Annotated in this window: 16 protein-coding genes; 9 read left to right on the top strand and 7 right to left on the bottom strand. The window is 75.1% G+C overall.

Going from position 1 to position 20,092, the window contains the following annotated elements:
* Nucleotides 1-105: 105 nt before the first annotated feature.
* From OF117_RS07155 to OF117_RS07145, 3 genes are read left to right on the top strand one after another with little or no spacing between them, the layout of a single operon-like run.
* Complete coding sequence (locus OF117_RS07155) at nucleotides 106-657, top strand: DUF3090 family protein (RefSeq protein ID WP_263552125.1); 552 nt, start codon at nucleotides 106-108, stop codon at nucleotides 655-657.
* A 13-nt stretch (nucleotides 658-670) separates the two neighbouring features.
* Complete coding sequence (locus OF117_RS07150; protein ID WP_263552124.1) at nucleotides 671-1,432, top strand: SCO1664 family protein; 762 nt, start codon at nucleotides 671-673, stop codon at nucleotides 1,430-1,432.
* Nucleotides 1,433-1,478: 46 nt separating this feature from the next.
* Nucleotides 1,479-1,865, top strand: coding sequence for a VOC family protein (locus OF117_RS07145; protein ID WP_263552123.1), 387 nt, complete (start codon nucleotides 1,479-1,481; stop codon nucleotides 1,863-1,865).
* A 276-nt stretch (nucleotides 1,866-2,141) separates the two neighbouring features.
* Here OF117_RS07145 and OF117_RS07140 read toward each other — a convergent pair whose 3' ends face one another.
* Nucleotides 2,142-2,858 (bottom strand): maleylpyruvate isomerase family mycothiol-dependent enzyme, encoded by a 717-nt coding sequence (locus OF117_RS07140; RefSeq protein ID WP_263552122.1) that lies wholly within the window; start codon nucleotides 2,856-2,858, stop codon nucleotides 2,142-2,144.
* Between the two features lie 56 nt (nucleotides 2,859-2,914).
* On the opposite strand from OF117_RS07140, the gene mshC reads away from it, so the two are divergent.
* Nucleotides 2,915-4,219 carry a cysteine--1-D-myo-inosityl 2-amino-2-deoxy-alpha-D-glucopyranoside ligase gene (gene mshC / locus OF117_RS07135; RefSeq protein WP_263552121.1) on the top strand — a complete coding sequence of 435 codons (1,305 nt, stop codon included), beginning with the start codon at nucleotides 2,915-2,917 and terminating at the stop codon, nucleotides 4,217-4,219.
* Nucleotides 4,220-4,224: 5 nt separating this feature from the next.
* Nucleotides 4,225-5,325, top strand: coding sequence for an HD domain-containing protein (locus OF117_RS07130; protein ID WP_263552120.1), 1,101 nt, complete (start codon nucleotides 4,225-4,227; stop codon nucleotides 5,323-5,325).
* A 299-nt stretch (nucleotides 5,326-5,624) separates the two neighbouring features.
* Here the strand turns inward: OF117_RS07130 and OF117_RS07125 are convergent, their stop codons facing one another.
* A complete protein-coding gene (locus OF117_RS07125; protein WP_263552119.1) occupies nucleotides 5,625-6,479 on the bottom strand; it encodes a PAC2 family protein in 855 nt (284 codons plus the stop codon).
* A gap of 131 nt (nucleotides 6,480-6,610) precedes the next feature.
* Here OF117_RS07125 and metH point away from each other — a divergent pair, with 131 nt between their 5' ends.
* A complete protein-coding gene (gene metH / locus OF117_RS07120) occupies nucleotides 6,611-10,168 on the top strand; it encodes a methionine synthase (RefSeq protein ID WP_263552118.1) in 3,558 nt (1,185 codons plus the stop codon).
* Nucleotides 10,169-10,274: 106 nt separating this feature from the next.
* Here the strand turns inward: metH and OF117_RS07115 are convergent, their stop codons facing one another.
* Nucleotides 10,275-11,480, bottom strand: a complete 1,206-nt coding sequence (locus tag OF117_RS07115) for an acetate/propionate family kinase (RefSeq protein ID WP_263552117.1) — start codon at nucleotides 11,478-11,480, stop codon at nucleotides 10,275-10,277.
* Complete coding sequence (pta, locus tag OF117_RS07110) at nucleotides 11,477-13,540, bottom strand: phosphate acetyltransferase (protein ID WP_263552116.1); 2,064 nt, start codon at nucleotides 13,538-13,540, stop codon at nucleotides 11,477-11,479. Before pta ends, OF117_RS07115 begins: the two co-directional genes overlap by 4 nt.
* 173 nt (nucleotides 13,541-13,713) lie before the next feature.
* Here pta and OF117_RS07105 point away from each other — a divergent pair, with 173 nt between their 5' ends.
* On the top strand, nucleotides 13,714-14,436 hold the full coding sequence (locus OF117_RS07105; protein ID WP_263552115.1) for an HAD family hydrolase: 723 nt from the start codon (nucleotides 13,714-13,716) through the stop codon (nucleotides 14,434-14,436).
* Nucleotides 14,437-14,476: 40 nt separating this feature from the next.
* Here OF117_RS07105 and OF117_RS07100 read toward each other — a convergent pair whose 3' ends face one another.
* Together OF117_RS07100 and OF117_RS07095 are read right to left on the bottom strand one after the other, a co-directional pair.
* Nucleotides 14,477-14,938, bottom strand: a complete 462-nt coding sequence (locus tag OF117_RS07100; protein ID WP_263552114.1) for a hypothetical protein — start codon at nucleotides 14,936-14,938, stop codon at nucleotides 14,477-14,479.
* Nucleotides 14,939-14,984: 46 nt separating this feature from the next.
* Complete coding sequence (locus OF117_RS07095) at nucleotides 14,985-16,124, bottom strand: PD-(D/E)XK nuclease family protein (protein WP_263552354.1); 1,140 nt, start codon at nucleotides 16,122-16,124, stop codon at nucleotides 14,985-14,987.
* 93 nt (nucleotides 16,125-16,217) lie between these two features.
* Here OF117_RS07095 and OF117_RS07090 point away from each other — a divergent pair, with 93 nt between their 5' ends.
* Nucleotides 16,218-17,111, top strand: coding sequence for a tRNA (adenine-N1)-methyltransferase (locus OF117_RS07090; RefSeq protein ID WP_411969427.1), 894 nt, complete (start codon nucleotides 16,218-16,220; stop codon nucleotides 17,109-17,111).
* 118 nt (nucleotides 17,112-17,229) lie between these two features.
* Nucleotides 17,230-19,005, top strand: a complete 1,776-nt coding sequence (gene arc / locus OF117_RS07085; protein WP_263552113.1) for a proteasome ATPase — start codon at nucleotides 17,230-17,232, stop codon at nucleotides 19,003-19,005.
* 202 nt (nucleotides 19,006-19,207) lie between these two features.
* On the opposite strand, the gene OF117_RS07080 is transcribed toward arc, so the two are convergent.
* The gene (locus OF117_RS07080) at nucleotides 19,208-20,074 is read right to left on the bottom strand and encodes a hypothetical protein (RefSeq protein ID WP_263552112.1); all 867 of its coding nucleotides are present in this window, start codon (nucleotides 20,072-20,074) and stop codon (nucleotides 19,208-19,210) included.
* Between the last annotated feature and the right edge of the window lie 18 nt (nucleotides 20,075-20,092).

The following is a 20,092-nucleotide window of genomic DNA, read 5'->3' as shown; positions in this document are numbered from 1 at the left end:
TGACCTCCCGGCCCGTGATCCGGCGGCGTACCCCCGGGGCGTGACCTGCACCGCGACCCGCGACGGCCGTCTGGATCCGTCGTCCCTCCCGCGTAACCTGGGTCCGTGCCACGCCAGGTCCACCTCTTCGACCGTCCCAGCCGGTTCGTCGCCGGCACCGTCGGACAGCCGGGCGAGCGCACGTTCTACCTGCAGGCGTCGGACGAGTCCGGCCGCACGGTGAGCGTGGCCCTCGAGAAGACGCAGGTGCAGGTGCTGGCCGACCGGATGAGCGAGCTGCTCGACGAGATCGCCGAGCGCCCCGGCACGGTCATCCCGCCCGACGCGCCGCTGGACGACCTGGAGCCGCTGACCCCGCCCGTCGACGAGGAGTTCCGCGTCGCGGCCATGGGCCTGGCCTGGGACGGCGCAGCGCAGGCCGTCGTCGTCGAGGCCGTCGCCGCCGGCGACGAGCCGATCGAGGAGGACGTGATCCTCTCCGACAGCGAGGAGGGTCCCGACGCGCTGCGGGTGACCATCACCCCGGTCGCGGCCCGGGCCTTCGTCGCCCGGGCCCGCCGCGTGATCGCGGCGGGGCGGCCGGCCTGCCCGCTGTGCTCGCTGCCGCTCGACCCGACCGGCCACGTCTGCCCGCGGCAGAACGGGTACCGCCGCTGACCGCGGCGCCTCGATGAGCGAACCGTTGGCGGAGGAGGGGCGGGGCGCCGACCTGCCCGCCCCGGCGGACGACGCGGAGGCCGACCGCCTGCTGCGCGAGGGCGAGATCGACCTCGAGGGGCGTCTGCTCGACGCGTCGAACGTCACGCTGTTCGGCGTGGTCCGCACGGCGGACCTGGCCGCCGAGTGCGTCTACAAGCCGGTCGCGGGGGAGCGGCCGCTCTGGGACTTCCCCGACGGCACCCTCGCCGGCCGCGAGGTGAGCGCCTTCCTGGTGTCGGAGGCGACGGGCTGGCGGATCGTGCCGCCCACCGTGCTGCGCGAGGGTCCCTTCGGGCCGGGGATGGTGCAGCTGTGGGTCGACGGCGACGAATCCGTCGACCTGCCCGCCTTCGTGCGCCGCGACGTCCCGGCGCTGCGCCGGATGGCGGTGTTCGACGCGGTCGTGAACAACGCCGACCGGAAGGGCGGGCACATCATCCCGACACCGGCGGGGCACGTGTACGGCGTCGACCACGGCATCTGCTTCTCCATCGAACCCAAGCTGCGGACCCTGCTGTGGCGGTGGGCGGGCACGCCGCTCCCGGACGACGCGGTCGAGGCGCTGGAGCGCCTCGGTGACCAGCTGCGCGGCGAGCTGGGGGATCAGCTGCACGAGCACCTGACCCGCCGGGAGGTGCGGTGCACGCAGCAGCGGGTCGCCGAGCTGCTGCGCACCCGGGTGCACCCACAGCCGAGCGGGGACTGGCCCGCCCTGCCCTGGCCGCCGTTCTGAGCCACGTCATCACGCTGGGCGCCGCGGCTGGCTAGCCTCCCCGGCCATGGCGCACCGGTCCCGGCTGGCGATCCTGCTGCTCGACCTGCCACCGGAGCACCACGTCGCCGGCACCGGGTTCTGGTCCGCGGCCACCGGGCACCCGGTCACGCCCGACCCCTCCGACGACGACTGGCTCTCCCTCGGGACCTTCGCCGACGGCTTCCACCTGGAGGTGCAGCGCACCGGCGCCGGCACGCCACCGCGGTGGCACGTCGACATCGAGACCGACGACGTCCCCGCCGAGGTGGCCCGGTTGGAGGCGCTGGGCGCGGTACGGCTGGCCGACATGGGCTCGTTCTGGCAGATGACCGACCCCGCCGGGCTGGTCTTCTGCGTCGTCGGCGTCCAGACCGGCGCGGACTTCGAGCGCCACGCGACCTCGTGGCCCTGACCGCCGCCGGCACGAACGAGCGTCCTGCGCGCTGCGGTGCGGCCCTGCTGCCGAGCTGCGGAGCCGGCTCGCAGGGGCCCTGGGGGTGGACTCCACCGTCCCCGTGCTGTGAGTGCGTGACGCACGCAGAGCACAGGGAGGCGCGAGTACGCGCCCGGCCCGGGCGCGCGCGGAGCGCGATCCCCGGGCCGGGCACGGGGAGGCCACGAGGCCAGCGCTCCGGCGGAACCGTCCGGCGCCGGAGCGGCACGTCCGCCCCGGCCGTCGTGCGACGACCTAGTCGAGCTTGACGAGGTCGATCATCGCGGCGGCCTGGAGCCCGTCGCCGTCCACCGTGAGCACCTCCAGCGGAACCCGGCGCCACAGGGCGAGCAGGAGGTCACCGGCCGTGCCGGTCAGCGCGGCGATGGGGAAGGGCTGGCTGCTCGGGAAGAGGGTGCGCTCGGCGTCGGCGTCGACGGCGTGCAGCACGACCGGGTGGGCGTACGGCGGCGGGCCGTCGGGCAGCGCGCCGGGCACCATCACGTCCAGCCACTCGTCGATCCCGTCCATCGCCAGCGTCGTCGGGATGGGCCGGACGGCGCCGAGCACCTGCTCCACGTCGACCGTGTGCACCGTCGCCTCGTGCGTCTGGCGGCGCAGCACGAAGGCGACGTCCTGCTGCGGTGCCCAGGTCCACACCCGCTCGACCGGGTCGGCGCCGGCGAGCACCGTCTCCAGCTCGGCGGCGTGCGCGGCCATCGCGCCGAGGAGCTCGTCGTCGCCGGGGCGTCGGGGGTCGACGTAGGTCGACGGATCGGGCGCACGGGTGCGGACCACCCAGGCCCAGAAGTGCTGCACCTCGGACAGGTGCCAGATCAGGTCGGCCAGCCGCCAGCCGGGGCAGCCGGGCACCGGCGCGCCCCATCCCGAGCCCAGCACCGCCTCGGCCGCGGCGTCGGCGAAGCGCCTGTTGGCGCGCTCGAGGGCCGGCAGGTACTCCTCGACAAGCATCGTTCCTCCTCCGGACCGACCCCGGGACGGGTCCGCCCCCGATCTAGGCTCGTGCCGTGCTCGCCTGGCCCGCTCCGCTGCTGCCGACCCTGCCCGGGACCGGCCCCGCGCTCAAGCTCCACGACACCGCCCGCGGCGAGGTCGTGGCCACCACGCCGGGCCGGACGGCGCGCATGTACGTGTGCGGCATCACCCCGTACGACGCGACCCACCTCGGGCACGCGGCCACCTACCTGGCCTTCGACCTGGTCAACCGCGTCTGGCGGGACGCCGGGCACGCCGTCCACCTGGTGCAGAACGTCACCGACATCGACGATCCGCTGCTCGAGCGCGCCGAGCGCGACGGGGAGGACTGGATCGTCCTGGGCATGCGCGAGACGGCGCTGTTCCGCGAGGACATGACGGCGCTGCGCGTGCTCCCGCCGGAGGACTACGTCGGCGCGGTCGAGTCGATCCCGCGCATCGTGCAGCACATCGAGACGCTCCTCGCCGAGGGGCTCGCCTACGTGCTCGACGACGGCACCGGCGACGTCTACCACGACGTCGCGCAGGCCCCGGGCTTCGGCGGCGAGTCGGGGCTCGACGAGGACGCCATGCTGGAGTTCTTCGCCGAGCGCGGCGGTGATCCCGACCGGGCCGGCAAGCGCAGCCGGCTCGACCCCATGCTGTGGCGCGGCGCCCGGGACGGGGAGCCGTCCTGGCCCGGCCCCCGCGGAACGGCCGGCCGGCCCGGCTGGCACATCGAGTGCGCCACCATCGCGCTCGGCACGATCGGCATGGGCTTCGACGTCCAGGGCGGCGGCAGCGACCTGGTGTTCCCGCACCACGAGTACTCGGCGGTGCACGCCGAGGCCCTCACGGCGACCAAGCCCTTCGCCCGGGCCTACGTTCACGCGGCGATGATCGGCCTGGACGGCGAGAAGATGAGCAAGAGCAAGGGCAATCTGGTCTTCGTCTCGCGGCTGCGCGGTGACGGCGTCGACCCGATGGCCATCCGGCTCGCCCTGCTCGCCGGGCACTACCGCACCGACCGCGCCTGGACGACGGAGCTGCTGCGCGAGGCCGAGGCCCGGCTGGACACCTGGCGCCGGGCGGCCGCGCTGCCCGCCGGGGCACCTGCGGGTGCCGTGCTGCACGGTCTGCGCGAGCGGTTGTCCGACGACCTCGACAGCCCCGGCGCCATCGCCGTGGTCGACGAGTGGGCGCAGCGCACGCTCCACACCGACGACGGAGCCGACGACCTCGAGGACGGTGCGCCGGCGATGGTGCGCGACGCCGTCGACGCGCTGCTCGGCGTGGCGCTCGAGGCGCCCGCGCCCGGGCCGCTGCTCGACCCGGGCCCGCGGGCGGCGGCCCGCTGACGGCGGTGACCCCGGACGCAGGGACCCCGGACGCGGGGACCCCGGACGCGGGGCCCCCGGACGCGGGGCCCCCGGAGGGCGGGGCGTTCCGGCTGAGCGACCGGGCGGCGCGCGAGCGCGCCGAGGAGGCGCTCGCGCCGGCCGCCGCCCGGTCGGCCCGGACCCGCGGCCGGACCCGCCCGGAGCCCGAGGACCCGCTGCGGACGGCGTTCGAGCGCGACCGCGACCGGATCCTGCACGCGAAGGCCTTCCGCCGGCTCAAGCACAAGACGCAGGTCTTCCTCAACCCCGACGGCGACCACTTCGTCACCCGGCTGACGCACACGCTGCAGGTCACCCAGGTCGCCCGGTCGCTGGCCCGCGCGCTCGGGCTCCACGAGACGCTCGCGGAGGCGATCGCCCTGGGGCACGACCTCGGGCACTCACCGTTCGGCCACCTCGGCGAGGACGCGCTGGAGCCCTACGTGCCCGGCGGCTGGCACCACGCCGCCCAGGGCGTGCGGATCGTCGAGGTGCTCGAGCACCTGAACCTGACCTGGGAGGTCCGCGACGGCATCCGGGCGCACAGCTGGAAGATCGACCCGCCGCCGGCCACGCGGGAGGGCGAGTGCGTGCGCTACGCCGACCGGATCGGCTACCTGTCGCACGACGCGCTCGACGCCGTCCGCGCCGGCGTGCTCCGGCCCGACGAGCTGCCCGCCCGGGCGCGCGCCACGTTCGGCGAGCCGGGCAGCGAGATGGTCGGCGCCATGATCGACGCCGTCGTCCGGGGCAGCCTGGACGACGGCGCGGCGGTGGTCATGGCGCCCGAGCAGCTGGCCGCCATGCACGAGCTGCGGGCGTTCATGTTCGAGCGGGTCTACGCGTCCGAGGTCGCCGCCGGGCAGAGACACGTGGCGATCGACGTCATCCGCCGGCTGGTCGACCACCACCTGGCCCATCCGGAGGAGATCCCGGCGTCCTACCGGGACCCCGCGGCCGACCTGGTCACCCAGGTCGTCGACCACGTGTCCGGGATGACCGACCGCTTCGCCCTGGCGATGCACGACCGGTTGTTCGACGCCGACGCCACCGCGCGGATGCGCCCGCTCCTGCGACATCGCTGACGACGAGCGACCGGGCTGCGGGGGATCCGGGACCCGCCGTCGGGCGAGAGGGGCCGCCCTGCGAGGGCCGTGCTCCGTCGCGGGGGCCGGAGGCCTCCCGGCGGAGTGCCACGGTAGGGCTCCACGCAGCGGGGGACGGCACCTGCCCGCGGTGCGACGAGGATGCGGCGCAGTGTTGTGGCCGCGGTGCGGTGTCGTGACGAGTGGGGGCCCGGAGGGTCCCCCGAGGAACGACGGGATCGGCTCCGCGCAGCCGGGGCACGGCTCCTGGCCGCGGTGCGATCCGGAGGATCGCGGTGCTACTGCGTCCCGCGGCGGCGGAGGTAGCGCTCGAACTCGCGGGCGATCGCGTCGCCGTTGGCCTCGGAGAGGTCGACCTCGGTGGCGCGCTCCTCCAGCGAGCGCACGTACTCGACCACCTCGGCGTCCTCGTTGGCCATCTCGTCGACCGTCTTCACCCAGTCCTCGGCCTGCTGGGGCAGCGCGCCCAGCGGGACCGCCAGCTCGAGGACCTCCTCGACGCGCTGCAGCAGCGCCACGGTCGCGCGGGGGGAGGGCGGCTGGGAGACGTAGTGCGGCACCGCAGCCCAGAAGCTGACCGCCGGCAGCCCGGCCTGCACGCAGGCGTCCTGGAAGACGCCGAGGATGCCGGTCGGCCCCTCGTAGCGGGAGGTCTCCAGCCCGTAGTGGCGGGCCGACTCCTGGTCGTAGGCAGAGCCGGTGACCGGCGTCGGCCGGGTGTGCGGGGTGTCGGCGAGCAGGGCGCCGAGCGCGACCACGGTCTGCACGTCGAGTTCGCGCAGGACGTCGATCAGCTCCGCGCAGAAACCGCGCCAGCGCATGTTCGGCTCGATGCCGCGAACGAGGACGACGTCGCGCCCGCTGCCGGGCGGCCGGGCCACCGAGATGCGGGTCGTCGGCCACTCGATGCGCCGGCTGACGCCGCCGACCAGCGACACGGTGGGCCGGTTCACCTGGAAGTCGTAGTAGTCCTCGGGGTCCAGCGCGGCCAGCGGCTTGGCGTCCCAGATCAGCTCGAGGTGCTCGACGGCCCCGGTCGCGGCGTCCCCGGCGTCGTTCCAGCCCTCGAACGCGACCACCACCACCGGGTCGGTCAGGGTGGGCAGCTCGTCGGGAGTCGACTTCGGGTCCATCACCTCTGCGAGCCTACGTCGGCCGCGCCGCTGCGACGCGCGTTCCCGGTGGGCGCCTCGCCCGTGCGGGGCGGGCGGCCGGCGGGTCCGCGCCCGCCCGCCCGCGGGCGACCGGTGACTACCCTGGCCGGGTGCCCGCGCGCGACCTGCTGACCGCCCTGTCCGAGCGTGTCCTCATCGCCGACGGGGCCATGGGCACCATGCTGCAGGCCGCCGACCTCCACCTGGACGACTTCGAGGGCCACGAGGGCTGCAACGAGGTCCTCAACGTCACCCGGCCCGACGTCGTCCGCGGCATCCACGACGCCTACTTCGCCGCCGGGTCCGACCTGGTCGAGACCAACACCTTCGGCGCCAACTGGGCCAACCTGGGCGAGTACGGGATCGCCGACCGGATCGAGGAGCTGGCCCGCGCCGGCGCGGCGCTGGCCCGCGAGGTCGCCGACGGCTGGGCGACGGCCGACCGCCCGCGCTGGGTGCTCGGCTCGGTCGGCCCCGGCACCAAGCTCCCCACGCTCGGGCACGTGCCGTACGCGACGCTCCGCGACGCCTACCAGCAGCAGGCCGCCGGGATGCTGGCCGGCGGCGTCGACGCCGTCATCGTCGAGACCGCGCAGGACCTGCTGCAGGCCAAGTCCGCCGTCCTCGGCGCCAGGCGGGCGATGGCCGCGGCCGGCCGGACCGTCCCGGTGATCGTGCACGTCACCGTCGAGACCACCGGCACGATGCTGCTCGGCAGCGAGATCGGTGCCGCGGTCACCGCGCTGGAGCCGCTGGGCATCGACCTGCTGGGCCTCAACTGCGCCACCGGCCCGGCCGAGATGAGCGAGCACCTGCGGCACGTGTCGCGGCACTTCCGCGGCCTGGTCTCGGTGATGCCCAACGCCGGCCTGCCGCAGCTCGGCCCGGACGGCGCCGTGTACCCGCTGGGCCCGGAGGAGATGGCCGCAGCGCTGCGCGGCTTCGTCACCGACTACGGCGCCCGGCTGGTCGGCGGCTGCTGCGGCACCACGCCCGACCACGTCCGCGCGCTGGTCGCCGCCGTCGACGGCGCCGAGCCGGCCACCCGCGCGCCGCGGCGCGAGGCCGGGGTCTCCTCGATCTACCAGGCCGTCGGCTTCCGGCAGGACGCCGGCGTGCTCATGGTGGGGGAGCGGACCAACGCCAACGGTTCCAAGGCCTTCCGGGAGGCCATGCTGGAGGGCCGGCTCGACGACTGCGTCGAGATCGCCCGCGGGCAGATCCGCGACGGGGCGCACCTGCTCGACCTCAACGTCGACTACGTCGGCCGCGACGGGGCCGCGGACATGCGCGCGCTGGCCGGCCGGCTGGCCACCGCGTCGACGCTGCCGATCATGCTCGACTCGACCGAGCCCGAGGTGATCGAGGCCGGGCTGGAGATGCTCGGCGGCCGGTGCGTCGTCAACTCGGTCAACTTCGAGGACGGCGAGGGCCCCGACTCGCGCTTCGCCCGGGTCATGCCGGTGATCCGCGAGCACGGCGCGGCCACCGTCGCCCTCACCATCGACGAGGAGGGCCAGGCCCGGACCGCCGAGTGGAAGGTGCGGGTCGCCGAGCGGCTGATCGAGACGCTGACCGGCGACTGGGGCATGGCCGTCGAGGACATCGTCGTCGACCCGCTGACCTTCCCGATCGGCACCGGGCAGGAGGAGACCCGCCGCGACGGCATCGAGACCATCGAGGCCATCCGGGAGATCAAGCGCCGCTACCCCGAGGTGCAGACGGTCCTCGGCCTGTCCAACGTCTCCTTCGGCCTCTCGCCGGCCGGCCGGCAGGTGCTCAACTCGGTCTTCCTGCACGAGTGCGTCGAGGCCGGGCTGGACTCGGCGATCGTGCACGCCTCGAAGATCCTGCCCATGTCGAAGATCCCCGACGAGCAGCGGCAGGCCGCCCTCGACCTGGTCCACGACCGCCGGCGCGACGGCTTCGATCCGCTGCAGCGCTTCCTCGAGGTGTTCTCCGGGGTGTCGGCGGCGTCGTCCCGCGCGTCGCGGGCCGCAGAGCTGGCGGCGATGCCGCTGGCCGAGCGGCTGCAGGCGCGGATCGTCGACGGCGAGCGCAACGGGCTGACCGACGACCTCGACGAGGCGCTGCGCGGCAAGCCGGCCCTGGCGATCATCAACGACGACCTGCTGGCCGGGATGAAGACCGTCGGCGACCTGTTCGGGTCGGGCCAGATGCAGCTGCCGTTCGTGCTGCAGTCCGCCGAGGTGATGAAGGCCGCCGTCGCCCACCTCGAACCGCACATGGAGAAGGCCGACTCCGGCGGCAAGGGCACCATCGTGCTGGCCACGGTCAAGGGCGACGTGCACGACATCGGCAAGAACCTGGTCGACATCATCCTGACCAACAACGGCTACACGGTGGTCAACCTCGGCATCAAGCAGCCGATCACCACCATCCTCGACGCCGCCGAGGCCCACGACGCCGACGCCATCGGGATGTCCGGGCTGCTGGTCAAGTCGACGGTGGTGATGCGGGAGAACCTCGAGGAGATGAACGCCCGCGGGCTCGCCGAGCGGTTCCCCGTGCTGCTCGGCGGGGCGGCGCTGACCCGCGGCTACGTGGAGACCGACCTGTCGGACCTGTTCCGCGGCGAGGTGCACTACGCCCGCGACGCGTTCGAGGGCCTGCGGCTCATGGACGCCGTCGTCGCCGCCCGCCGGGGCGACGCCAGCGTGCCGGACGCGGCCACCCCGCGGGGGGCCGACGCGGAGCGGCGCGCCGAGCGGCGGGCCCGCCGGGAGCGGTCGGCGCGGATCGCCGAGCAGCGGCGGGCCGCGGAGGCCGCGTCCAACGAGGAGCTGCCCGCGCGGTCGGCGACGGCCACCGACGTCCCGGTCCCGACGCCGCCGTTCTGGGGCAGCCGGGTGGTCAAGGGCATCGCCACCGCCGAGTACGCCGCGCTGCTCGACGAGCGGGCCACCTTCCTCGGCCAGTGGGGGCTGCGCGCCTCCCGCGGCGGCGACGGGCCCTCCTTCGAGGAGCTGGTGGAGACCGAGGGCCGACCGCGGCTGCGCTACTGGCTGGACCGGCTGCAGACCGACGGCGTCCTGGAGGCCGCGGTCGCCTACGGCTACTTCCCCTGCTTCTCGGAGGGCGACGACCTCGTCGTCCTCGACGTCGCCGCCGACGGCACGCCCGGCGGCGAGCGGGAGCGGTTCACCTTCCCGCGGCAGCGCCGCGACGCCCGGCTGTGCCTGGCCGACTACTTCCGGGCCAAGGACTCCGGCGAGCTGGACGTCGTCGCGTTCATGGTGGTCACGGTCGGACGGCGGATCAGCGAGTACGCCAACCGGCTGTTCGCCGCCGACGCCTACCGCGACTACCTCGAGGTGCACGGGCTGTCGGTGCAGCTCACCGAGGCGCTCACCGAGTACTGGCACCAGCGGGTCCGGTCGGAGCTGGTGCTGCCCGGCGGCACGCCGGTCGGCGCGGAGGACGGCCCGGACGCGAAGGCGTTCTTCGACCTGCGGTTCCGCGGCTGCCGGTACGGCTTCGGCTACCCGGCCTGCCCGGACCTCGCCCAGCAGCAGCAGGTGGTCCGGCTGGTCGGGCCCGAGCGGATCGGCGTGACGCTGTCGGAGGAGTTCCAGCTCGACCCCGAGCAGTCGACGTCGGCGCTGATCAGCCACCACCCGGAGGCCACGTACTTCAACGCCCGCTGACCGCCGCCCGGCCCGCCGCCGACCGGGTCACCCGGTCGGCAGCGGGCGGGGACGTCAGCCGGCGGGCGGGGTCTCCACGACCCAGGTGTGGCGGCGCCCGGGGAAGTCATCGGTGCAGCAGCTCCAGCGTCTGCCGGGCCATCTCCAGCTCCTCGTCGGTGGGCACGACGAGGACGGCGACCGGGCTGCCGTCGGCCGAGACGGTCGCACCCCCGGGCGCGGCCACCCGGTTGCGCTCCTCGTCCAGCCGGACACCCAGCCGTTCCAGGCCGGTCAGGGTGCGGGCGCGGACGACGGCGTCGTTCTCCCCGACGCCACCGGTGAAGGCGATCGCGTCGGTGCGGCCGAGCACCGCGAGGTAGGCGCCGACGTACTTGCGGATCCGGTGGCAGAACACCTCGAGCGCCAGCCCGGCCCGCTCGTCGCCCTCGGCGATCCGCCGGTGCACCTCGCGCAGATCGTTGTGCCCGGCCAGGGCGAGCATGCCGCTGGAGGAGTTGAGCGCCCGGTCGACGTCGTCGGGGTCCATGCCCGCGGTGCGGTGCAGATGGGCGACGACGGCCGGGTCGACGTCGCCGGACCGGGTGCCCATCACCAGCCCCTCGAGCGGGGTCAGCCCCATGGAGGTCTCCACGCTGCGCCCCCCGGCGACCGCTGCGGCGCTCGCGCCGTTGCCCAGGTGCAGCACGATGGAGTTGGTCTCCTCCACCGGCCGCCCGAGCAGCCCCGCCGTGGCCCGCGACACGTAGGCGTGCGAGGTGCCGTGGAAGCCGTACCTCCGGACCCCGTGCTCGCTGGCCCACTGCGGCGGCACCGCGTAGGTGTAGGCGTGCGGCGGCAGCGTCTGGTGGAACGCGGTGTCGAACACCGCCACGTGCGGCAGGTGCGGGAACGCCGCGCGGGCCACCTCGATGCCGGTGGCGTTGACCGGGTTGTGCAGCGGCGCGAGCGCGGCGAGGTCGCGGACGGCGCGCACGACGTCGTCGTCGATGCGGACCGGCGCGGAGAACCGGTCCCCGCCGTGCACGACCCGGTGCGCGACCGCGACCAGGCCGGCGTCGGCCAGCCGGGGCCCGGCCCGGTCGAAGGCCGCCAGCACGGCCGACAGGGCCTGCCGGTGGTCGGCCAGCGGCTCCTCGACGACCTCCTCGAGCACGTCGTCGCCGTCGGCCCGCCGGTGGGTGAGCCGGCCGGAGGGCTGGCCCACCCGCTCGGCCAGCCCCCAGGCGAGCGCCCGGCCGGCGTCGACGTCGACCAGCCGGTACTTCAGCGAGGACGACCCGCAGTTGACGACCAGCACCCGGCCGCTCACGGCGGGCCCTGCGCCTGGACGGCGGTGATCGCGACCGTGTTGACGATGTCCTGGACGGTGGCGCCGCGGGAGAGGTCGTTGACCGGCCGGCGCATGCCCTGCAGCACCGGGCCGACGGCCACCGCCCCGGCACTGCGCTGGACCGCCTTGTAGGTGTTGTTGCCGGTGTTGAGGTCGGGGAAGACGAACACCGTCGCCCGGCCGGCGACCTGGCTGTCGGGCAGCTTGGTGCGGGCCACCCCGGCGTCGACGGCCGCGTCGTACTGGATCGGGCCCTCCACGGACAGCTGGGGCGCCCGCTGCCGCACCAGCTCGGTCGCGGCGCGCACCCGGTCGACCTCCTCGCCGCTGCCGGACCGGCCGGTCGAGTAGGAGAGCATCGCGATCCGGGGCTCGACGCCGAAACGGGCGGCCGTGGCGGCGGAGGAGACGGCGATGCCGGCCAGCTGCTCGGCGTCGGGGTGCACGTTGACCGCGCAGTCGCCGTAGACCAGCACCCGGTCGGCCAGGCACATGAAGAACACGCTGGAGACCAGGCCGCCGCCTTCGGGCGAGCGCAGCAGCTCCAGCCCGGGACGGATGGTGTGCGCGGTGGTGTGCGTGGCGCCGGAGACCATGCCGTCGGCCAGGCCGAGGGCGACCATCAGCGTGCCGAAGTAGGACACGTCGACCACGACGTCGCGGGCGGCGTCCATGGTGACGCCCCGGTGCGCCCGCCGACGGGCGTACTCGACGGCGAATCGTTCCCGCAGCTCGGGGTCGCACGGGTCGACGACGCGGGCATCGGCGATGTCCAGCCCGGACCGGGCCGCGGCGGCGCGGACCTCGGCGGCGTCGCCGAGCAGCGTGAGGTCGACCACGCCGCGGCGCAGCAGCCGCTCGGCCGCCCGGAGCACCCGCTCCTCGGTGCCCTCGGGCAGCACGACGTGCCGCCGGTCGGCGCGGGCCCGGTCGAGCAGCTCGTACTCGAACATCAGCGGCGTGGTGGCCCGCGGCCGGGCGATCTCGGCCCGGTCGAGCAGCGCGGTGCCGTCGACGTGCGCCTCGAACAGCGCCAGCGCCGTGTCGATCTTCCGGGCCGACCCGGCGGTGATCCAGCTCGGGACGGTGCCGGCCGTGGTGGTCGTCGCGTAGGTGTCCTGGTCGGTCAGCACGACCGGGACGACCGTCGGCAGCCGCCGGACCAGCTCGAGCACGCTCGGCGACGGCTCGATGCCGCCGGTCAGCACCAGCCCGGCCGGCGGCGGCAGGGCGTCGGACAGGTGCGCCGCCAGCACGCCGAGGACGACGTCGACCCGGTCGCCCGGGGTGATCACCACGACGTCGTCGGCCAGCCGGTCGAGCAGGTTGGGCACCGTCATGGCCGCCACGAGGACCCCGGCGGTCTCCCGCGCGAGGGTCTCCTCGTCGCCGACCAGCACCCGGCCACCGCAGGCCCGGGCGATCTCGCCCATGGTGGGCGCGGTCAGCACCGGCGACGCGGGCAGCGCGAACGACGGCAGGTCCCGGCCGCGCAGCTCCTCTCCGACGGCGGCGTGCTCGGCCGGCTCGACCCGGTTGGCGAGCAGCGCGACCACGTCGCAGCCGGCGGCCCGCAGCGCGGCGGCGCCGCCGTCGACCGCGGCGACCACCTCGGCCGCGGTCCGGCCGGCGCCGGAGACGACGCCGACGACGGGCAGGCCGAGGTTGACCGCGACCCGGGTGTTGAGCGCCAGCTCGCGGGCCGCGCCCGCCTCGCTGAAGTCGCTGCCGACGACGAGCACCCGGTCGCAGCGCCCGGCCAGCGCCCGGTAGCGGGCGACGATCTCGGACAGCGCCCGGTCCTCGTCGGCGAGCAGGTCGGCGTAGGACACGCCGAGGGACGCCTCGTAGGGCTGCCGCTCCGGCGCGCGGGGGAGCAGCAGGTCGACGACCCGGTCGCCCTCGTCCACGGAGTGCACCACCGGCCGGAAGACGCCGAGCCGGCCGACGCGGCGGGCCAGCAGCTCGAACAGGCCGAGGGCGACCGCGGACTTCCCGGTGGCCGGCTCGCAGCCGGTCACGTACAGGCCGTCGGACACGCGCGCCTCCGCCCCGCGCCTCGGCAGGCGCCCGGATCCCTGGGACACTAGTGAGGACGGCGCCGGGCGGCCCGACGAGCACCTCGCGGAACCCCGCCCGGGCCTGCGGGCGACGCGGCCCGGATGGAGGCCCCGGCTGCGGGGCGGGCCGACGACGACAGGAGAGCGATCCGGTGCACGGGGATGCCCTGCTGGGGGCGGTGCTGTTCGACATGGACGGCACGCTGGTGGAGACCGAGCAGTACTGGGGCGAGGCGATGTTCGCCCTGGCGCGGCGGCTCGGCGGACGGATGAGCGATGCGGCGCGCGAGGCGACGGTCGGCACGAGCATGCGCGCGTCGATGACCGTGCTGTACGCCGACCTCGGCCTCCGGCGCAGCGAGGCCGAGCTGCGGGCCGACGCGCGCTGGGTGGAGGACGAGACGGCCGCGCTGATGTCGCGCGGCGTCCACTGGCGGCCGGGCGCAGGCGAGCTGCTCCGCGAGGTGCGGTCGGCGGGCCTGCCCGCCGCCCTGGTGACGACGACGCCGCGCCGGATCGCCGACCTGGTGCTGCCGCACATCGAGCGGGCGTGCCCCGACCTGCCGGCCTTCGACCTGACCGTCTGCGGCGACGAGGTGCCGGCCCGCAAGCCCGACCCGGCGCCCTACCGGCAGGCGATGGCGGCGCTCGGTGCCGACCCGGCACGCTGCGTCGTCGTCGAGGACTCCCTGGCGGGAGTGACCTCCGGCCTGGCCGCCGGCGCCGCGGTGCTGGGCGTGCCGTCGCTGCAGCCGCTGCCGGCGGCGCCGGGGCTCACGGTGCGGACCTCGCTGGTGGGCGTGGGCCTGGCGGAGCTGGCCGGGGTGCTGGCGGCCCGGGACGACGAGCGCAGCATGGCCGCCGCCGACCGCTGACCGCGCCGTCCCCGTCAGGGTGGCCGCGCGGGCGGGACCGTCACCGGGGCGGCGCGCGCTCGGCGACGCGCGCGATCCGGCGGAGCATCCGGCGCACGGTCACCGCATGACCCCCCGAGCCGATGACGGCGAGCCGGTACGCCGCGCCGTGCGGCCCGGGGAAGGCGGCCCGGGTCTCGGCCCGCACCCGCACCCACCGGCCGGCGGGCTGGACGCGGAAGACGATGCCGTAGCGCGAGAACCGGTGCCGGCCGGCGACGACGAGCAGGCCGGGTCGGTCGGCCGCGACGACCCGGAACCCGGGGACCGAGGAGCCGACGGCGGGCCGCCTCCACGCCGCCGTCGACGGCGGGTCGCAGCCGAGCAGGCCGGCCACGAGTCGGGCCCGGCCGGTGCCGAAGGTGGTGGCCAGGATGGCGAGGACGGCGTCGTACACCGCCTCGGGCGGCGCGGCGACGAGGACCGCGTGCTCGTCGACCGGCGGCAGGCGCTCCAGCGGCACGGGTGGACCGTAGGCGGTGGCCGGGCGGGCGGCACCCCGGTGCGGGTCAGTCGCGCTCGACGACCGGCAGCGTCGCCCAGCCGGCACCGGCCGCCGCCTCGACCGGGAAGGGCGGAGGAGTGCCACCGAAGGCCGGGCACAGCGCCTGGTGGTCGCACCAGGCGCACAGCCGGCTGGGGGAGGGGCGGAAGTCCTGGGTCGCCACCGCCCGCTCGATCGCCGACCAGATGGCCTGCAGCGTGCGCTCGAACCGGACCAGCTCGCGCTCGTCGGGGGCGTAGGTCAAGGCGTCGCCGTCGCCGAGGTAGATCAGCTTGAGCTGGCTGGCCACCACGCCGCGGGTGCGCCACAGCACCAGCGCGTAGAACTTCATCTGGAACAGCGCCTTGGCCTCGAAGGCCTCGCGCGGCATCGACCCGGTCTTGTAGTCGACCACGCGCAGCGCGCCGTTGGGCGCGACGTCGAGCCGGTCGACGTACCCGCGCAGCAGCAGGCCGTCGGGCAGGGTGACCTCGACCAGTTGCTCGCGGGCCTCCGGCTGGATGCGGGTCGGGTCCTCCAGGGTGAAGTAGGTGTCGACCAGCCGGCCGGCCGACGCCAGCCACGCCCCCACGGTCTCGGCCGCCTCGTCGGCGGGACCCGGGCGCGCGCCCGCGGCAACCTGCGTCGCGACTCCGGCGCTTCCCTCCGCGGGGCCGTTCCCGGCGGCGCCCTCCGCGGGGCCGCTCCCCGGGGGCGGGCCGTCCTGCGACCCGGCGTCCGCCGGCTCGAAGAGCTCCGCGACGCCCGGCTCCCGGCGCAGTTCCTCCCACGCCGGGTCGAGCAACGCCCGGGCGGCCTCCGGGGTGCGCGCGGCGGGCGGCAGGTCGTACAACCGCTCCAGCACGGCGTGCACCAGCGTGCCGCGGACCGCCGCCCGGCTCTTCCGCTCGGGCAGCCGGTCGATCGTGCGGTACCGGTACAGCAGCGGGCAGCTCTTGAAGTCGGCCGCGCGGCTCGGCGACAGCGCGGGGCGGCGCGGCGCGCCAGCGGTTCCCCCGTCGGGGGCCGTCGCCGGTGCGTCCCCGTCGGCCGGACCGCGCTGCGCCGCGACCCGCGCCGGGCCGGGCGCCGGGTCCCGCGGCGAGTCCTGAGCCATGTCACGCGCCGAGTCCTGCGCCGAGTCCTGCGCCGAGTCCTGCGCCATCGCCGTCACGGATCCGAGGCTAGGTCCCGGCACCGACAGAACCGAGCGCGCGCGCCGGAGACGGCGGTCGGGCGCTCCGTACGCTGCCCGGCTGTGGAACCCGAGCCCGATCCGCTGTCCGCAACTGCCGCGGAGATCCCGCCCGCGACCGGGAGCCCGCCCGTGCCCGGGGCCTTCGCCGCCGGCGACCGGGTCCAGCTGACCGATCCCAAGGGCCGGCTGCACACCGTCGTCCTGGAGCCGGGCAGGCAGTTCCACACCCACCGGGGCGGGATCGCGCACGACGACCTGATCGGCGCCCCCGAGGGCTCCGTCGTCCACTCGACCGCCGGGACCGGCTACCTCGCCTTCCGCCCGCTGCTGGCCGACTTCGTGCTCTCCATGCCTCGTGGTGCGCAGGTCGTCTACCCCAAGGACGCCGCCCAGATCGTCGGCTTCGGCGACGTCGGCCCCGGCATGCGGGTGCTGGAGGCCGGTGCCGGCTCCGGCGCGTTGACCTGCTCCCTGCTCCGCGCCGTGGGCAGCGGGGGAGCGGTGACGAGCTACGAGCGGCGCGAGGACTTCGCCGAGGTGGCCCGGGCCAACGTCGGCGCCTTCTTCGGCGAGGTGCCCGGCACCTGGTCGCTGCGGCTGGGCGACCTGGCCGACCACCCCGCGGACGAGGTGGTCGACCGCGCCGTCCTCGACATGCTCGAGCCCTGGGCGGTGCTGCCGGCCGTCGCCGCGGCGCTGCGGCCCGGCGGCGTCCTGGTCGGCTACGTGGCGACGACGACGCAGTTGTCGACCTTCGTCGAGGCGCTCCGCGCCCAGGGGACGTGGACCGAGCCGCACGCCTGGGAGACCCTGCTGCGCCCGTGGCACGCGGTCGGGCTCGCCGTCCGGCCGGAGCACCGGATGGTCGCCCACACGGCGTTCCTGGTGACCGCCCGGCGCCTCGCCGCGGACACCGTCGCCCCCGCCCGCCAGCGCCGCGCGCACAAGGGTTGAAATCTCCTGCGCCGGGTGGGACGACCGTTCACACAACCGTTCGTGCGCCATCGGCGCACTGTCGCCCCGCGTGTATAGATTTGCGTCCTGGCTCCCCCGAGGTGTGCGGAGGTGCGCGATGGGCCTGGATCCGGACGAGATGCGAGCGCGACGGGAGCGGGACGTCGCCGCCCTGCTCAGCCAGATCTCCTACCTCGAGGAGGAGATCGGCCTCCTGCGCCGCAAGGTCGCCGACAGCCCGCGCCAGGTGCGGGTGCTGGAGGAGCGGATCGCCGAGGCGGAGGGTCGCGCGGCGTTCCTGTCCGAGCGCAACGACAAGCTCGCCGGCACGCTGCGCGAGGCGCGCGAGCAGCTGGTGACGCTCAAGGAGGAGGTCGACCGGCTCGGCCAGCCGCCGTCCGGGTACGGCGTCTTCCTGATCCGGCACGACGACGGCACCGTCGACGTGTTCACCGGCGGTCGCAAGCTGCGGGTGTCGGTGTCGCCCAACGTCGAGGGCGAGGAGCTGCGCCCCGGCCAGGAGGTCATGCTCAACGAGGCGATGAACGTCGTCGAGGCGCGCGGCTACGAGCGGCAGGGCGACGTCGTCATGCTCAAGGAGCTGCTCGAGCCGGTCGACGGGGTGACCACGCGGGCGCTGGTGATCGGGCACACCGACGAGGAGCGGGTCGTCTACCTCGCCGACTCGCTGAGCGGGCAGCCGCTGCGGGTGGGCGACTCGCTGCTGCTGGAGACGCGGTCGGGCTACGTCTACGAGCGGATCCCGAAGAGCGAGGTCGAGGAGCTCGTCCTCGAGGAGGTCCCCGACATCGACTACGGCGACATCGGCGGTCTCGCGCGGCAGATCGAGCAGATCCGCGACGCCGTCGAGCTGCCGTTCCTGCACGCCGAGCTGTTCCGCGAGTACCAGCTGCGGCCGCCGAAGGGGATCCTGCTCTACGGCCCGCCCGGCTGCGGCAAGACGCTGATCGCCAAGGCGGTGGCCAACTCGCTGGCCAAGCAGGTGGCCGCGGTCAAGGGCGAGGGCGTCAACCAGGCGAAGTCCTACTTCCTCAACATCAAGGGCCCCGAGCTGCTCAACAAGTACGTCGGGGAGACCGAACGGCACATCCGCCTGGTGTTCCAGCGGGCCCGGGAGAAGGCCAGCGAGGGCACGCCGGTCATCGTCTTCTTCGACGAGATGGACTCGATCTTCCGCACCCGCGGGTCGGGCGTGTCCTCCGACGTCGAGTCGACCATCGTGCCCCAGCTGCTCAGCGAGATCGACGGCGTCGAGGGCCTGGAGAACGTCATCGTCATCGGCGCCTCCAACCGGGAGGACATGATCGACCCGGCCATCCTGCGGCCCGGCCGGCTCGACGTGAAGATCAAGATCGAGCGGCCGGACGCCGAGGCCGCGCGCGACATCTTCAGCAAGTACCTGACGCCGGAGCTGCCGATCCACCCCGACGACCTCGCCGAGCACGGCGGCAACCGCGAGGCGTGCATCGGCGGGATGATCCAGCGCACCGTCGAGCGGATGTACACCGAGAGCGAGGAGAACCGCTTCCTCGAGGTCACCTACGCCAACGGTGACAAGGAGGTCCTGTACTTCAAGGACTTCAACTCCGGCGCGATGCTGCAGAACATCGTCGACCGGGCCAAGAAGATGGCCATCAAGGAGCACCTGGAGACCTCGACGTCCGGGCTGCGGGTCGGCCACCTCATGGCGGCGTGCCTCGACGAGTTCAAGGAGAACGAGGACCTCCCCAACACCACCAACCCCGACGACTGGGCGCGGATCTCGGGCAAGAAGGGCGAGCGGATCGTCTACATCCGCACGCTCATCAGCGGCAAGGGCACCGAGTCCGGCCGGGCGATCGACACCGCGACGAACACCGGCCAGTACCTGTAGGACGACGGCGGGGACGGTCCGGGCCCTGCGCGGGTCCGGCCGTCGCCGTGCCACCGTTCGGCCGTGGCTGCCGCCGGGGACCGACCGCCGCCCGGCCGGTCCCCGGGCGGGCCCGGGCGATCCCCCGCGAGGCCGGACCGGACGCACGGCACGCCGGGAGGACGGCTCCGTCGGAGGAAAGCTCCGTCGGGGAGGGCTCCCGTCAGATGGCCCAGCGCCGGGCCAACGCGCGCAGGTGCGCGGCGCCGGCGGCCTCGTAGGTGGCGTCGTCGACCGTCGTGACGCGGTAGGGCCGATCCGTCAGCGGCGGCTCGGGCCCCACGTCGACGTGGGTGACCTCGTGACCGAGGGCGTGCAGTTGGTCGGCCATCGCGTAGTCGCCGCGCGAGTCGCCGACGGTGTGCCAGGCGCGGGGGAGCGGACCCTCGCCGGCGAGCAGGGCGAGGCCGCGGCGGACGCCGAGGGCCTTGCCGGAGTCGGCCGACTCGACGTCGGTGGCGATGACCGAGGGGTCGATGCGCCACGGCGTCCGGCCCGCGGCGTCCGGGTAGGCCCGGTCGTGCAGCCGGCAGCCGAGCCCGGCGGCGGTGAGGCCGGCGACCAGGTCGGCGTCGAAGCCGCGGCGGCGCCCGGCGTAGAACTCCGGCGGCACGTCGGTGCGCGCCTCGACGGTCGCCATGACCCGCTTGGTGCCGTCGACGAACATGGCGTCGCCGTAGCCGCGGCCGACCAGGTCGGCCAGGAGCTCGGAGGCGACCGCGGGCACGCGCAGCGCCGGGTCGACGTGCACCTCGCCGGCGCCGTCCGGGCCGCCCGTCGTCCAGACCCCGCCCTTCTCGCAGACCGCGTGCAGCCGTGCCGCGGCCGGGAGGCCGGCCGCGGCCAGCGGTTCCAGCAGGTGCTCGGTGACGAACGCCGCGGACCTGCCGGTATTCAGGACGACGGGGACGCCGGCCGCGAGCAGCACCAGCATGTCGTCGAGCATCGGGCGGGCGACCGTGCGGCTGACGGGGCTCGCGACGGGGCCGTCGACGTCGAGGACGAGGCCGAGGGGAGGCGGCGCGCTCACCTGGACATCCTCCGGGTG

Source organism: Geodermatophilus sp. YIM 151500 (genome assembly GCF_025716945.1).
Classification (GTDB): Bacteria; Actinomycetota; Actinomycetes; order Mycobacteriales; family Geodermatophilaceae; genus YIM-151500.
This window is presented reverse-complemented; position numbering and strand designations above follow the sequence as displayed.

Bases quoted from the DNA above. Each gene is read 5' to 3' on its own strand.
- OF117_RS07150 (WP_263552124.1), top strand. From the start codon at position 671: ATGAGCGAACCGTTGGCGGAGGAGGGGCGGGGCGCCGACCTGCCCGCC.
- OF117_RS07145 (WP_263552123.1), top strand. From the start codon at position 1,479: ATGGCGCACCGGTCCCGGCTGGCGATCCTGCTGCTCGACCTGCCACCG.
- OF117_RS07140 (WP_263552122.1), bottom strand. From the start codon at position 2,858: ATGCTTGTCGAGGAGTACCTGCCGGCCCTCGAGCGCGCCAACAGGCGC.
- OF117_RS07125 (WP_263552119.1), bottom strand. From the start codon at position 6,479: ATGGACCCGAAGTCGACTCCCGACGAGCTGCCCACCCTGACCGACCCG.
- OF117_RS07095 (WP_263552354.1), bottom strand. From the start codon at position 16,124: ATGGCGCAGGACTCGGCGCAGGACTCGGCGCAGGACTCGGCGCGTGAC.
- arc (WP_263552113.1), top strand. From the start codon at position 17,230: ATGGGCCTGGATCCGGACGAGATGCGAGCGCGACGGGAGCGGGACGTC.